Here is a 13,487-nt window from a genome sequence, read left to right as displayed (position 1 = left end):
GGAGTCCTCTCAGCGCGCGGCGGCGAAGGCCGGGTTGACGATGGGCACGGCCTCGCCCGCGAGCGAGCGGATCACGTTCTCGGCGGCGTGCACGGGAAGATCCGCCAGGGCCTCGGGTGAGTACCAGGCGGCGTGCGGTGTGAGCAGCACGGTGTCGAGCGCGCGCAGCGGGGAGGTGCCGGGGAGCGGCTCCTCCGCGAAGACGTCGAGAGCGGCACCGGCGAGCCGGCCGTCGCGGAGCGACGCGGCCAGGGCGTCCTCGTCGATGAGCGGCCCCCGGCAGGTGTTCACGATCACGGCGTCCTGCTTCATCGTCGCCAGGGCCGCGGCGTCGATCAGGTGGCGGGTCTCGTCCGTCAGCGGCACGTGCAGGGTGAGGATGTCGGCGCGGGCGATCGCCGACGGGATGTCGACGGGCTCGCAGCCTGCGTCGCGCACGGCGTCGTCGGAGGCATACGGGTCGGCCACCAGCACACGGAAGCCGAGCGCCCGACACCCGCGGGCGACGATCGATCCGATGCGCCCGAAGCCGAGCACCGACACGGTGGTGGAGGACGGCCGCACGGCGAGCGGCCGGGCGTCGACGGCCTTCCAGACGCCCTCCCGTACGGCGCGGTCGTAGGCGGAGAGGCCGCGGGCCTGGGTCATGATCATCGCGACGGTGTGCGCGGCGACCTCTTCGATGCAGTAGCTCGGCGTGTTCGCGACGGCGATGCCACGGGCCGTGGCGGCCTCGACGTCGATCATGTCGTAGCCGATGCCGACACGGCTGATGAAACGGAGGTTCGGCAGGCGGTCCATGAGGTCGCCGTCGATGCGCGCCCACTGCACGACCAGGGCCTCGGCGTCGGCTCCGGCGGCGGCGATGTCGTCCGGGCTCCCGGAGGCGGCCCGCTCGGCACGGAGGCCGGCGGCGCGGAGGGTGTCTTCGATGACGGTCCCGGGGAGGTCGCAGTCGGTGACGAGGATGAGCGGCGCGGTCATGGATGCGATGCTATAGCATCTAGCAACTTCTCGTACAGCGCTGTCCGGGGAACCGGTTCTTGCTATAGCGTTTAGGCATGACTGTTCGCCGCGCACTCGTCACGGGCGCCAGTTCCGGCATCGGAACCGCCGCCGCCCTCGAACTCGCCCGCGAGGGCGTCGCCCTCTGGATCACCTACGCCGGACGGGAGGCCGAAGCCGCACGCGTGGCGGAGGAGTGCCGCGCCGCGGGCTCGCCGGACGTCCACGTGTCGCGCCTCGACCTCCGCGACACCGACTCCATCACGGCGCTCATCGCCGAGATCACGGACGCCTGGGGCGACCTGCACGTCCTCGTCAACAACGGCGGCGTCTGCCCCTACACCCCGTACCCCGAGATCGACATCGAGGAGTGGGACTTCGTCCTGGAGACGAACGCCCGCGGCACCTTCCTGCTCACCCGCGCGGCGCTCCCCCTGCTCCGGGCCGCCGACGGCGACCGCTCGGTCATCAACATCGCCTCGATCGCCGGGCAGGTCGGCGCGCTGCAGACGGGCATCCACTACGCGGCCAGCAAGGGGGCGATCCTCGCGATCACCCGCAGCTTCGCCCGGCACCTCGCCGCCGAGGGCATCCGCGTCAACGCCGTCACGCCCGGCCCGGTCGCCAGCGCGATCACGGATCAGCTCCAGGGCGAAGGCCGCGCCAAGCTCGAGTCGGGCATCCCCCTCGGCGCGTTCGGTCAGCCGGAGGACGTCGCCTGGATCATCGCGTCGCTCGCCTCGGAGCGGGCCCGCTTCATCACCGGAGCCACCTACGACGTCAACGGAGGAGTTCGCATTGACTGACCGCACCGCCCAGGACCGTTCTGCCCTCGACACCGTGCAGGCGCAGCTCGACGCCTTCAACGCCCACGACCTCGACGCCTTCGTCGCGACCTATGCCGACGACGCCGTGGTCACCGGGGTCGCGCCGGAACCCCTCGTCGGGTCGGCCGCGATCCGCGCCTTCTACGAGCCGCGGCTGCAGAACCCGGAGCTCTCCTGCGTGATCGACACGAGCGTCCTGTTCGGCTCCCGCTGGGTCGTCGCCCAGGAGCGCGTCATCAACGCCGGCGTCGCGACAGAGACGATCGCGACGTTCGACGTGGTCGACGGCGTGATCTCGCGGGCGTCGATGCTCAAGGCCTGACCCGCTTCGAATCGCCCGATTGGCTCTGTTTCCGGCCGAAATGGGACCAGTCAAGCGATTCGAAAGGGGTCAGTGGTGCTCCGGCAGCACGGGAGAGGACCAACCGGGGTCGCGGCCGAGCTGAGCGGCGCGGGAGACCGAGGCGGAGCCGTAGCGGTCACGGAGCGTATCGAGCACGGTGTCGAGGCGAGACTCGTCGCCCCAGTCGATCGGCAGCTCGGGCGGGACGCTGTCCGCCGCGTCGAGCTGGGTGAGCGAGAGGCCGAGCAGGGTGATGCCGCGACCACTGATCTCGGGCTGCGCCGCGGCGAGGAGCGTGCGGGCGACGGCGAGCAGCAGCGCGGTGCGGTCGGTCGGCGCCCGCAGCGACCGCGAACGGGTGGCCTTCGCGAAGTCGCCGAAGCGCAGCCGCAGCACCACCGTCCGGCACACGCGGTCGCCGTCGCGGAGTCGCCGCGCGAGCCGGTCGACGATCTGGGTGAGGATGACGTCGAGCTCTTCCGGCGACCGCGGACGGACGCCGAGCGCCCGCTGCGACCCGATCGATCCCCGGCGCCTGGTCGTGTCCACGGGGCGGGGGTCTCGCAGGCGGGCGAGAGCATGGACGTGCGCTCCGGCCGCCTTGCCGAGCATGCGCTCCGCGGTCGCGGCCTCGAGCTCCGCGAGCTGTCCGACCGTGCGGATGCCGTAACGGTGCAGCTTCTCCGCCGTCACCGCGCCGACGCCCCACAGCCGCTCGACGGGGAGCGGTAGGAGGAACTCCTCCTCCCGGTCGGGCTCGACGACGAGGAGTCCGTCGGGCTTGCTCACCGCACTCGCGACCTTCGCGAGGAACTTCGTGCGGGCGACGCCGACCGAGATCGCCAGGCCCGCCTCGGCGCGCACGCGCTCCCGCAACCGGATGGCGATGGCCTCGGGAGTGCCGGCGATGCGTCGCAGCCCGCCGACCTCGAGGAACGCCTCGTCGATGGAGAGCCCTTCCACGAGCGGGGTGGTGTCGCGGAAGATGCGGAAGACGTCTTTGCTGGCCGCGGAGTAGGCCTCCATCCGCGGCGGCACGACGACGGCGTCGGGGCACAGCTCCCGCGCCTGCCGGCCGCCCATCGCCGTACGGACGCCCCGCGCCTTCGCCTCGTAGCTCGCGGCCAGCACGACCCCGCCGCCGACGATCACCGGACGCCCGCGGAGCTCCGGCGCATCACGCTGCTCGACCGAGGCGTAGAACGCATCGAGATCGGCGTGCAGAACCGTCGCTTCCCCGCGCATCCCGTTCTCCCGTCGACGAGCGGATCGTCGCACGGACCGGGGACATCGGCGTGGCCGGAGTTCAGGAGGCCGGGGGCGCCTCGAACCGCTCCCGCAGCGCGGGGTCGAGCGTGATGTCGCCGAACGACGCCGTCCACGCTCCGTCCATCGCGATGGACTGCCCCGAGAGGTAGGGGGCCTCGTCGGAGAGCAGGAACGCCGTCACCGCGGCGACCTCCTCCGCACGGGCGATGCGTCCCATCGGCGGACCCTCCGCGAGCAGGCGCTCCTCCGCCGCAGGGTCGGCCGCCCGCGCGATCTGCGCCTCCAGATGCGGAGTGCGCACGCCGCCCGGCGCGACGGTGTTCGCTCGTATGCCCAATCCGCCATATGTCACGGCGACGCTGCGGCTCAGGGCGTCGATGCCGCCCTTCGTGAACTCGTAGGCCGCGTGGTCCACGAAGCTCGACCGCCCGTGGATCGAGCCGATGTTCACGATCGCCCCGGCGACGCCCTGATCGAGGAACGCGGACACGGCGGTCGAGCAGCCCCAGAGGTAGCCGAAGCCGTTGATGTCGACGATCTCGCGCACGACCGTCTCGTCGAGCTCGTGCAGCGGCGTGCGCTTCGTGATGCCGGCGTTGTTGACCCAGCCGGCCAGCGGAGCCCTCGCGCGCGCGGCGGCGGCGGCACGCTCGTGGGCGCTCCGATCGGAGGCGTCGCCGAGCACGACCTCGGCGACGATCCCCTCCTCCACCGTCCCGGAGCCGGGAGAGCGTTCGAGCCCGACCACGATCCAGCCGTCGGCGGTGAGCCGCGCGGCCACCGCGCGGCCGATGCCCTTGCCGCTGCCGGTGACCACGACGCTGCGCGGGGAAGGTGTCATGTCAGTCCCTCTCGAATCGGAAGACGGCGGGATCGAGGCCGAAGCCGAGCCCCGGAGCCGTGGGGGGCGTGACGGTGCCCGCGAACTGCGGCCCGCCCGTGACGAACGAGGGCGCGGGGTCGTAGGGATTCACCCCGCGGGCGAAGGTCTCCACCTGGATGCCGAGGTGGGCCGTGACCTCGGGGTACACGTGCCCGGACACCGGGACGCCGCGCTCCGCCGCCCAGGCGATGAGCTCGCGCGCGGGGGTGACGCCACCGATCGCCACCACGTCGAGGCGCAGCGCGTCGACCTCGCCGACCTCGACGAGAGCCCGGAGCACGGCGGGGTCGGTCACCTCGTCGCCCACCGCCACCGGCAGCCCGGTCTCCCGGCGGATGCGGGCGACACCGGCCGCGTCCTCGGGGAGCAGCGGATCCTCCAGCCAGGCCAGGCGCGGGTCGCCCCACTGCGCGACCTCCGCCACAGCGGCCTCCGCGTCGGGCCAGCCGAAGCCCACGTCCACCACGAGTCCGGTCGAGGACGGCAGCTCCGCGCCGAGGATCGCGAGCAGCTCGCGCATGTATGCCGGATCGGGAATGCGCGAGATCTTCACCTGCGCCCAGCCCTCCGCCTGCGCGAGCACCTCATCCGCGACCTCCCGCGGCGTGCGCTGCGGAGACGGATACGCGGCGACGAGCATCCCCTCCCGGGGGACGTCCCCCGTGCCGAGCAGGGTCCACAGCGGCACGCCGGCGCGACGGGCCGCGATGTCCCACAGGGCGATGTCGACGAGACCGATCGCCCGCCGCACGAGTCCCACCCGTCCGACGATCGCGCTGCCGCGGAGCATCCGGTCCCACGCGGCCGCCGGGTCGTCGGCGTCGAGCCCCACCGCGTGCGGAGCCACCAGGCGGTCGACGATCTCCGCCATCGGGGCCTCGCGCGACAGGCAGTAGGCGACCCCGGTGGTGCCGTCGTCCGCCGTCACCTGCACCGCGGAATACTCCCGCCGCGTGACCGTCATCGCGCCGAGCTGCAGCGGTGCCGGAAGGGGGAGGACCGCCGTGGCCGTGTCGATCCGAGCGATGGCGGTCATTCGGGCTTCTTCGCGAGGGGCACGCCGTAGTCGACCATGAACCCGCCGTCGACGTACAGGGTCTGCCCGTTCATGTAGCGCGACTGGTCCGACACGAGGAAGCTCACGGCCGCGGCGATCTCACTCGCGTCGGCCAGGCGCTTCGCGGGGATGCGGGACAGGATCGTGTCGAGGCTCAACGTCCCCTGCTCGACGCCCTGCCGGAACACTCCGGTGTCGACATAGCCCGGGGCGACGGCGTTGACGCGCACCCCTCGCGACGCCCACTCCGCTCCGGCCGTCGAAGTGAGTCCGATGACGGCGGCCTTGGTCGTGGCATACGGCGCCCGCCCCGCGGAGCCTCGCGAGGAGATGGAGGAGATGTTGACGATGCGGCCCTCGCCCCGGTCGAGCATGCGCTTCCCGGCAGCCTGGAGCGCGGAGAACACCCCGTGCAGGTTCACGTCCACGACCGCGGACCACTCGTCCCACGTGAGGTCTTCGATCCCGCGATGCCGCTGGATGCCCGCGTTGTTCACGAGCACCTCGATGGGCCCGAGCTCCGCCTCGATCTCGCCGAAGACCCGGTCGACGGCGGCATGGTCGGTGACGTCGAGCTCCCGCCACAGGATCCCGGCGGGGTTCTCGCCCGCGGTGAGCCCGGGGACGCGGTCGGTCGCGACGACGAGGTAGCCGTCCGCGGAGAGCCGCTGTCCGATCTCCCAGCCGATGCCGGCCGAGCCTCCGGTGACGATGGCGACGGGGCGCGCGGTCATGTCTCTCCTCTGCCTCGGGGATTTGCTATAGCAACTCTATCCCGTTCGAATCGCGCAACTGGTTCGATTTCGGCCGGAAATGGAGCAAAGTGGGCGATTCGAAGGCGGGACTACCCCAGCAACCCGGCCACAACCGACACGGCGTGGGACTCCAGGAGCTCCAGGGCTCCGGGAGCCAGGGGCGTCTGCCAGGACTGATAGGCGCCGCGGTCGTAGGCCTCGCGGGTCGGGAGATACACGAACCCCGGGCCGTTCGTGAGGTTCATCACCACGATCGGCGTCTCCGGGAACCGTTCCCGCAGCGTCGTCTGCAGCCGCGAGTACGCCTCGCCCGGATGCCCCACGATCACGGCGTCTCCGAGCCGCCAGGCCCACACCGGATGCGACACGGTCGGACCGTCGATGTAGCCGTCACGGAGGTTCCGCGCCCGTCCGAGGCGCTCCTCCCGGGACCGGGGGTCGATGTCCTTCCACTCCTCGGCGAGCTCGTCCAGGGTGGGCAGGTCGCGCAGCGGCAGCTCGACCGCCGAGACGACTCCCGCCGCCCCGTCGCCGCCGTCCGCCGGGGTCCCGGTCCAGATCGCGAGCGGAGCCCCCGACTCCACGACCCCGTCCAGCGTCAGCTCCTCGCCGGGTACCGGGATCCCGTCCAGCGCCGCGAGCACCGCGTGCCCGAGTGAGCGTCCGTGCCGGTCGGCCACCGCGACATCGCCGGTGTACTGCTCCCGTGGCGCCAACTCGCCCGAGGCCCCCTGCACGAAGAGGCACGGTGCGCCGGTCGCGGCCTCCACGATCTCGCGCATCGCGCCGACGTAGTCCGGAGACACCTCGCGGTGCTGCCAGGCCAGGGTCGTCGGGTGGCAGGCGTAGTTCACCAGCGTCGCCCGCACCTCCCCGTCGATGCTGATCCGGCCGATGGTCACCGTGTCGTCGGCGGTGCCCTGGGGGTTGTAGCCGACGAGCGCGCGGCCGTCGAGGTCGAGCTCCCGCTCCGCCGCGAGGGTGCAGGTGCCCGTGGTCCACTCGATCAGTCCCGGTCGCGCAGCCTCCAGCGCCTCCCGCCCGGCGGCGATGCCCGCGGCAGCAAGAGCCTCCAGGTACCCGGGGATGAGTTCGCCGCCCGGCAGATGCGCATCCGCGGCGCAGAGCACGGCCCCGGCGTGGGTGTGCGAGAGGGAGAGCATGAGCTGATCGGCATCGAGGCCCAGACCGTCGAGGATCGCCCCGCGCACGCCCTGCTCATCGGCGACTCGGCGCCACCAGGTGCCGTCGACGGCGAGCAGCACCCGGGGCCGCTCGTCCGCGGCCACCACGGCGAGCGCGGTCAGCTCGAACGGCCGGTGCGCCCCCTCGGAGCGCTCCCAGTCGGCCGGGCCCCAGTTCTTGGCGCGGATGCCGACGGGCGGCGTGATGTCGCGCCGGGCGACGCCGATGCGCGCCCGCGTGCGGGGGATGCGGATGCGGTCTCCGAGGTGCGTCGCCGCTGCGGTGTCGTTCACGCGTGGTCCTCCCTGATGTCCATGATGCCGTCCGTCACGCGCTCGCCAGCACGTCCGCGATGACGACGCGCGGTCCGGCCTCCGGCAGTGCGGTCTCGACGCCGCGCTCGACGGTGTCGCTGTACAGCAGCGTCGACGGCTCGGCGAACCCGTCCGCCAGCCGCAGTCCTCCGCCGACGAACTGGCTGCCGGTGACGCGGGCGTGGTTGACGCCCGTCCCGATGTCGAGGTGGGCCGCGCCCCGCGGCACTGTCGAGGTCACCCCGCTCACCCGCCAGGTGACGACGCCGGCACCGGCAGCCCTGCTCAGCAGCGCGCCGTCCGTCCGCTCCGTGGACAGCTCGACGCCGTCCAGAGCGACCAGCTGATCGCGCACCGCGGTCGCGGTCAGGCGCACGTCGCGCACGGAACCGCCGCGGATGGTGACCGTGGCGGCGCCGAGCTCGAAGGGCGCACCCGCCGCCGGGCCGCTGAGTCGGCAGTCCACGAACTCGACCGGCCCGGACCCACGGGCCTTGACCCCGTCGATCCCGGTGATCGTGCAGTCCACGAAGCGCACGGGAGCCGTGACCGGGGTCTGCACGAGCACCTGGTCCTTCGGCAGCGCGAAGGTGGAGTCCGCGATCACGGTCGGTCGCGACGAGCGCTGCGACCGCTGACCGACCGCCAGAAGTCCCGCGGTGCACCCGCGCACCTGGGCGCCGTCGGCGTTGATGGTCATGGTCGCCTGCGGATCGAAGGTCGAGCGGCCGATGACCCGCACGTTCTCCAGCGTCAGATCGCTGACCTTGGTGCCGGCGACGAACCAGGAGCAGACGTGGTCGCGCACCGTGATGCGCTTGGCGGCCGTGCCCCACTGCGCGCCGGAGTTGGCGATGTCCATGAGCCCGGAGTTGCCGATGAAGGTGAGGTCGTGCTCGTACTGTCCGTGCGTGGTGAAGGGGTTGCCTCCCTGATCGTCGCCGTCGCCGTGGCAGTTCTCGACGAGGCAGTACGCGCTGGCGGTGAGGTCGTTCAGGTGCCGGGCGTTCGACGACGTGCAGTCGCTGACCCGTCCATAGAGGCTGTAGATCTGCTGCGTGAGGTAGCCGGCGCCGCCGTAGAACACGGTCGGCGGGTTCTCCACCGAGCAGCGCTCCGTCGTGAAGTGCGTGTTCCAGCGCCGCATGATCACGGGCCACCAGGTGCGGCTCGCGTGCACGTCGGCGACGTCGCAGTGGATCGCGTACTCGAAGGCGATCGGGTGGGAGCCGGTGAGCTCACGGAAGTCGGGGAAGGAACCGTCGGTGGGACCGTCGAAGGGTCCGGCGCCGAGGAACCGCATGTTCGCGATGCGCACGCCCGCGACCGGTTCCATCTGCCGCCAGACGAGCTTTCGCCCCGTGTCCAGCGGCCAGCCGTTGAGGTAGTCGATGCGGATGTGGGTGGCGTCGATCTGCTGCGTCACCTGCACGAACCGCTGCAGCTCGCGCTCGTCCGCCCCTCCTCCGGCGACCGGATCGCACTGCACCGCCCACCAGGAGTCGACGGGGAACCGGGAGGCATCCGGCACGGCGACCGCGTCGGTCAGCTCGGGCCAGGCCTCGGCCAGAGCGTGCTCGACGGTCACGTCCTTCGACACCCCGGTGAAGAACATCACGGCGCCGAACGGGTTGTCGTGCGTGTTCTTCTCGATGCCGTCGGTCGTGATGAGGTGTCCGCCGAAGTCGATCTCGACGTACGACCGGGTGAAGCGGTGCCGTCGCCGGAACAGGAGATCCGTGCTCGCCTCGATCCGGCGGATGCGGGGATCGTTCACCATCGCGGCGAGCGCGTCGTCGGCCGGCTTCTCCGGTCCCGTGATGCCGAAGACCCGGAAGTCGACCGTCCCGTCATGCTGCAGGATCCAGCGGGTGTCGTGCTTCCCCGCGATCACGGTGCCGCCGTTGGGCGTGGTCTTCGCGTTCTCGCTGCCCACGTACACGAGCAGCCCGGCGTCGCCGGGCTTCCGGTACCCGGCGACGACCGCCACCTCGCCGTCGCGGGCCCGGAGGCGGCCCAGATCGGCGACGGACTCCGCTCGCGTGACGTCCTTGGCGCCGGCGACGACCGGGGCTGCCTGCGCCGGTGCCGTGCTCGCGAGCGCGCCCGCTGTGCCGAGCGCGACCGCGCCGAGCCCGGCCATGAGCGCGCGGCGGCCGGTGGACCGCACCGCCGCGCCGGCACCCGCGGTGTCCGCCGCGGGCCCCGTCCCCTGATCCGTGATGGTCATCATCGTCCTCCTCGTCCGGCGGTCGTCGCGGGGACCGCGCCCGTCTGCCCGCCGTGGGTCTGCCAGAGCGCCGCGGCCTCCGCACGCCGTCGGCGCTCGAGGACCGGGTCGGCGACGGGGATCGCCGCCATGAGCCCGCGCGTGTACTCGTGCTGCGGATTCGCGAAGAGCGCGTCGCGCGCGCCGATCTCGACGATGCGGCCCTGCTGCATCACGGCGACCGTCGAGGACATGTACCGGATCACCGCCAGGTCGTGGCTGATGAAGAGGTAGGTGAGGCCGAGCTCGGCCTGCAGCTCCCGGAGCAGATTGAGCACCTGCGCCTGGATCGACACGTCGAGCGCCGACACCGATTCGTCGAGCACGAGGAAGTCCGGCTCCAGCACGAGCGACCGGGCGATGGACACGCGCTGGCACTGCCCGCCGGACATCGAGCGCGGCAGCCGGTGCGCGAACTCCTCGTCCAGGCGCACGCGGTGCATGGTCTCGCGCACCTTCTCGGCGCGGGAGGCCCGGGTGCCGATGCCGTGGGCGCGCAGCGGCGCCTCGATGATCTGCGCGACGGTCTGCCGCCGGTTCAGCGCCGAGAAGGGGTCCTGGAACACCATCTGCATGCGCTTGCGCAGCCGCCGCAGCTCCTCGCCGCGGAGGTCGTGCGGACGCTGCCCGTCGAAGACGACCGTCCCGCCGTCGATGCCGCCGAGCGCGAGCACGGCCTTCGACACGGTCGACTTGCCGGAGCCCGACTCGCCGACGAGCCCGACCGTCTCGCCACGCCGGATCTGGAACGACACGTCGTCGACCGCGGTCACCCGGCGTCCGGAGCCGAGCGTGAACACCTTCGACACGCCCTGCACGTCCACCAGCAGGTCGCCGGACTCCCGCGCCCGGTCCACCGCGCTGATCGACCCGGCCTCGGCGAGCGGCTCCGTCCCGCGTTCGAGCACCTCCGCGGCGGTGCGGATGGGCTGCTGCACGTCTACCGTGAGGTCGACGACCGCGCCGAGGAGCGCCTGCGTGTACGGGTGCTCCGGGGCCGCGTAGATGCGGTCGACCGGGCCCTCCTCGACCACGCGCCCGTGCCGCATCACGTGGATGCGCTCGCAGAACCCGGCGGCGACGCCGAGGTCGTGCGTGATGAGCACGACCGCGGTCCCGTGGTCCTCCGCGAGCCGGTCGAGGAGGTCGATGATCCGAGACTGCGTCGTGACGTCGAGGGCCGTGGTCGGCTCGTCCGCGATGAGCACGGCGGGTCGGGACGACATGGCCATCGCGATCATGACGCGCTGCCGCATCCCGCCGGAGAACTCGTGCGGGTACTGGCCCAGACGCTCCTCAGGGAGCGGCACCCCGACCTCGGTCAGCAGCTCGACGGCCCGCGCGCGGGCGGACGCCGCCGAGACCCGGTCGTGCAGCCGGATCGCCTCGACGAGCTGGTGCCCGATCGTGCGGACCGGGTTCAGCGACGACATCGGGTCCTGGTAGACCATCGCGATCTCGCCGCCGCGCACGCGGGTCATCTCCCGCGGGCTCAGCGTGAGCAGCTCACGGTCGCGCAGCCGGATGCTGCCGCCGAGGGTCGCCCCCTCGTTCAGGCGCATGATCGACAGCGCCGTGAGCGACTTGCCGGAGCCCGATTCGCCGACGAGGCCGATGCGCTCCCCGGGGCGCACCGCGAACGTGATGCCCTGGACGGGCATGACGTCGCCGTAGGAAACGGTGAGGTCCTGCACCTGCAGGACGGGCATGAGGTCGGTCATCGGCCCCTCCCCTTCCGATCGCCGCCGAACTGGTCGGCGAGCACGTTGAGCAGCCAGATGGTGACGAAGATGAACAGGGCCGGGAACAACACGTACCCGATGGACTGGTACATCTTCTGGTAGCCCTGCTGCACGAGCGTGCCCCAGGTGGCCTCGGGCGGCGCGATGCCGAGCCCGACGAAGCTCATCGACGCCTCCAGGAGGATCGCGTTGGCGGCGTTGATGGCCGCCTGCACGATGATCGGCCCCTTGGCGTTCGGGAGCACCTCGGCGAAGAGCAGCCGGCGCCGGGTCGAGCCGAACGCCACAGCGGCCGTGAAGTAGTCCTCCTGCAGTTCGCTGAGCACCGACGACCGCACGAGCCGCGCGGTGGTCGGCGTGAGGAGCACCCCGATGATGACGGCGAGCTTGACGGGGTCGGCGCCGAACGCGGAGATGAAGACGAGCGCGAAGAGGATCTGCGGGATCGCCATGACCGTGTCGGCGAGACGCATGAGGATCTCATCGACCCAACCGCGTCCGAACGCCGCCGCCATACCCCAGGCGATGCCGAGGACCATGGCCACGAGCGTCGCGCCCCCGGCGATGAACACGGTGAGCTGGCCGCCGTAGAGCACGCGGCTGAAGAGGTCGCGGCCCAACTCGTCGGTCCCGAAGAGGTGCGCCGCCGAGGGACCGGCGAACCGGTCGGACGACTGCGCCGCGGGGTCATACGGGGCCAGGAGCGGGGCGAGCACGCAGGCGAGGACGATGATCGCCAGCAGCCCCAGCGGGATCCAGGAGGCGACGGCGACCCGTCGGCGGGGACGCGCGGAGCGCAGCGCGAGGGTGAGGGTGTCAGCCACGGCTGCTCCTTGCACGAAGACGCGGGTCGAGCACCCCGTAGAGGAGGTCGACGATGAGCGTGGTGAGGATGAACATCGCGGAGATCAGCAGCACGACCGACTGCAGCACCGCGTAGTCCCGCTTGAAGACCGCGTCGATCGCGAGCGAGCCGAGCCCGGGGACGCCGAACACGTACTCCACGATCACCACGCCGCCCAGGGTGTAGCCGACGATCAGGCCGAGCATGGTGAGCCCGGGGATCAGGGCGTTGCGGAGCGCGTGGCCGAGCACGACGCCGCTCGCCGACTGTCCCTTGCCCTTCGCGGTGCGGATGTAGGGGGCGTCCAGCACCTCGACCATCGAGGCCCGGAGGAACCGCATGAGCAGCGGCGCCGCCGCGAAGGCGAGGGTGAGACCGGGGAGGATCATGCGCACGAGGTTCTCGGCGGGGTCCTCCGCGAACGGCGTGTAGCCGCGGGCCGGCAGCACCTTGAGCTGCACGGCGAACACGACGATGAGCACGATGCCGATGAGGAACTGGGGAAGGGCCATGCCCGCGGTCGAGATCGCGGTGAGCACCCGGTCGACCACGCCGAGCGGACGCAGCGAGGCGAACACGGCGGCCGGGGTGGCGATGAGCACGGCCAGGAGCACGCCGATGAGCGTGAGCTCCAGCGTCGCGGGCAGGCGCTGGGCGATGAGCTCCGTCACCGAGTACTGGTTGAAGTAGGACTGACCGAAGTCGCCCGTGAAGACGCCGCCGATCCAGCGCAGGTACTGCTCGATGACGGGGGCGTCGAGGCCGGCCTCCTCCCGGAGCCGGGCGATGGTCTCGGCATCCACGCCCGGCGTCGAGCCGAGGCGGGTGATGACGGGGTCGCCCGGCAGCAGCCGGAGCACGACGAAGACGAGGAGCGAGGTGGCGATCAGCATCGCGATGCTGATCCGCATGCAGCCACTGACGCGTGAGTCCGAGGCGGGCCGAGAGCGTCGGGTCGGCGCCGTAGAGCGGGTCCCCGACGCACGGGTGCCGG

General features: G+C 71.9%; 12 protein-coding genes and 1 pseudogene. 2 read left to right on the top strand and 11 right to left on the bottom strand.

Annotated elements, in window-relative coordinates:
• Positions 1 to 9: 9 nt before the first annotated feature.
• On the bottom strand, positions 10 to 984 hold the full coding sequence (locus tag AB0300_RS15650) for a C-terminal binding protein (protein ID WP_366216369.1): 975 nt from the start codon (positions 982 to 984) through the stop codon (positions 10 to 12).
• A 77-nt stretch (positions 985 to 1,061) separates the two neighbouring features.
• Between AB0300_RS15650 and AB0300_RS15645 the strand changes: the two genes are divergently transcribed.
• Both AB0300_RS15645 and AB0300_RS15640 read left to right on the top strand, forming a co-directional pair.
• The gene (locus AB0300_RS15645; RefSeq protein WP_366216368.1) at positions 1,062 to 1,811 is read left to right on the top strand and encodes an SDR family oxidoreductase; all 750 of its coding nucleotides are present in this window, start codon (positions 1,062 to 1,064) and stop codon (positions 1,809 to 1,811) included.
• A complete protein-coding gene (locus AB0300_RS15640) occupies positions 1,804 to 2,154 on the top strand; it encodes a nuclear transport factor 2 family protein (protein ID WP_062633303.1) in 351 nt (116 codons plus the stop codon). The genes AB0300_RS15645 and AB0300_RS15640 overlap by 8 nt, the downstream gene beginning before the upstream one ends.
• A gap of 69 nt (positions 2,155 to 2,223) precedes the next feature.
• On the opposite strand, the gene dinB is transcribed toward AB0300_RS15640, so the two are convergent.
• The 10 genes and pseudogenes from dinB to AB0300_RS15590 form a co-directional block, all read right to left on the bottom strand.
• Complete coding sequence (gene dinB / locus AB0300_RS15635) at positions 2,224 to 3,420, bottom strand: DNA polymerase IV (RefSeq protein WP_366216367.1); 1,197 nt, start codon at positions 3,418 to 3,420, stop codon at positions 2,224 to 2,226.
• A 61-nt stretch (positions 3,421 to 3,481) separates the two neighbouring features.
• Positions 3,482 to 4,285, bottom strand: coding sequence for an SDR family oxidoreductase (locus tag AB0300_RS15630; protein WP_366216366.1), 804 nt, complete (start codon positions 4,283 to 4,285; stop codon positions 3,482 to 3,484).
• Position 4,286: 1 nt separating this feature from the next.
• On the bottom strand, positions 4,287 to 5,363 hold the full coding sequence (locus AB0300_RS15625; protein WP_366216365.1) for an enolase C-terminal domain-like protein: 1,077 nt from the start codon (positions 5,361 to 5,363) through the stop codon (positions 4,287 to 4,289).
• The gene (locus AB0300_RS15620; protein ID WP_085604421.1) at positions 5,360 to 6,118 is read right to left on the bottom strand and encodes an SDR family oxidoreductase; all 759 of its coding nucleotides are present in this window, start codon (positions 6,116 to 6,118) and stop codon (positions 5,360 to 5,362) included. The genes AB0300_RS15625 and AB0300_RS15620 overlap by 4 nt, the downstream gene beginning before the upstream one ends.
• 110 nt (positions 6,119 to 6,228) lie before the next feature.
• A complete protein-coding gene (locus AB0300_RS15615; protein WP_366216364.1) occupies positions 6,229 to 7,617 on the bottom strand; it encodes a hypothetical protein in 1,389 nt (462 codons plus the stop codon).
• Positions 7,618 to 7,651: 34 nt separating this feature from the next.
• Positions 7,652 to 9,868: a peptidase C14 gene (locus AB0300_RS15610; RefSeq protein ID WP_366216363.1), complete on the bottom strand. Its 2,217-nt coding sequence runs from the start codon at positions 9,866 to 9,868 to the stop codon at positions 7,652 to 7,654.
• Positions 9,868 to 11,628, bottom strand: a complete 1,761-nt coding sequence (locus AB0300_RS15605) for an ABC transporter ATP-binding protein (protein ID WP_366216362.1) — start codon at positions 11,626 to 11,628, stop codon at positions 9,868 to 9,870. The genes AB0300_RS15610 and AB0300_RS15605 overlap by 1 nt, the downstream gene beginning before the upstream one ends.
• Entirely contained in the window at positions 11,625 to 12,473 is an 849-nt protein-coding gene (locus AB0300_RS15600) for an ABC transporter permease (RefSeq protein WP_366216361.1), read from the bottom strand. Before AB0300_RS15600 ends, AB0300_RS15605 begins: the two co-directional genes overlap by 4 nt.
• On the bottom strand, positions 12,466 to 13,386 hold the full coding sequence (locus tag AB0300_RS15595) for an ABC transporter permease (RefSeq protein ID WP_051582242.1): 921 nt from the start codon (positions 13,384 to 13,386) through the stop codon (positions 12,466 to 12,468). The genes AB0300_RS15600 and AB0300_RS15595 overlap by 8 nt, the downstream gene beginning before the upstream one ends.
• A gap of 13 nt (positions 13,387 to 13,399) precedes the next feature.
• A pseudogene (locus tag AB0300_RS15590) lies at positions 13,400 to 13,487 on the bottom strand (RNA pseudouridine synthase); the annotation flags it as partial.

Origin of the sequence: Microbacterium sp. NPDC078814 (assembly GCF_040702645.1) — a bacterium.
GTDB lineage: Bacteria > Actinomycetota > Actinomycetes > Actinomycetales > Microbacteriaceae > Microbacterium.
Note: the sequence above shows the minus strand (reverse complement) of the source record. Positions and strands in the feature narration are given on the sequence as shown.

Bases quoted from the DNA above. Each gene is read 5' to 3' on its own strand.
- dinB (WP_366216367.1), bottom strand. From the start codon at position 3,420: ATGCGCGGGGAAGCGACGGTTCTGCACGCCGATCTCGATGCGTTCTAC.
- AB0300_RS15630 (WP_366216366.1), bottom strand. From the start codon at position 4,285: ATGACACCTTCCCCGCGCAGCGTCGTGGTCACCGGCAGCGGCAAGGGC.
- AB0300_RS15625 (WP_366216365.1), bottom strand. From the start codon at position 5,363: ATGACCGCCATCGCTCGGATCGACACGGCCACGGCGGTCCTCCCCCTT.
- AB0300_RS15605 (WP_366216362.1), bottom strand. From the start codon at position 11,628: ATGACCGACCTCATGCCCGTCCTGCAGGTGCAGGACCTCACCGTTTCC.
- AB0300_RS15620 (WP_085604421.1), bottom strand. From the start codon at position 6,118: ATGACCGCGCGCCCCGTCGCCATCGTCACCGGAGGCTCGGCCGGCATC.
- AB0300_RS15610 (WP_366216363.1), bottom strand. From the start codon at position 9,868: ATGACCATCACGGATCAGGGGACGGGGCCCGCGGCGGACACCGCGGGT.
- AB0300_RS15645 (WP_366216368.1), top strand. From the start codon at position 1,062: ATGACTGTTCGCCGCGCACTCGTCACGGGCGCCAGTTCCGGCATCGGA.
- AB0300_RS15650 (WP_366216369.1), bottom strand. From the start codon at position 984: ATGACCGCGCCGCTCATCCTCGTCACCGACTGCGACCTCCCCGGGACC.
- AB0300_RS15595 (WP_051582242.1), bottom strand. From the start codon at position 13,386: ATGCTGATCGCCACCTCGCTCCTCGTCTTCGTCGTGCTCCGGCTGCTG.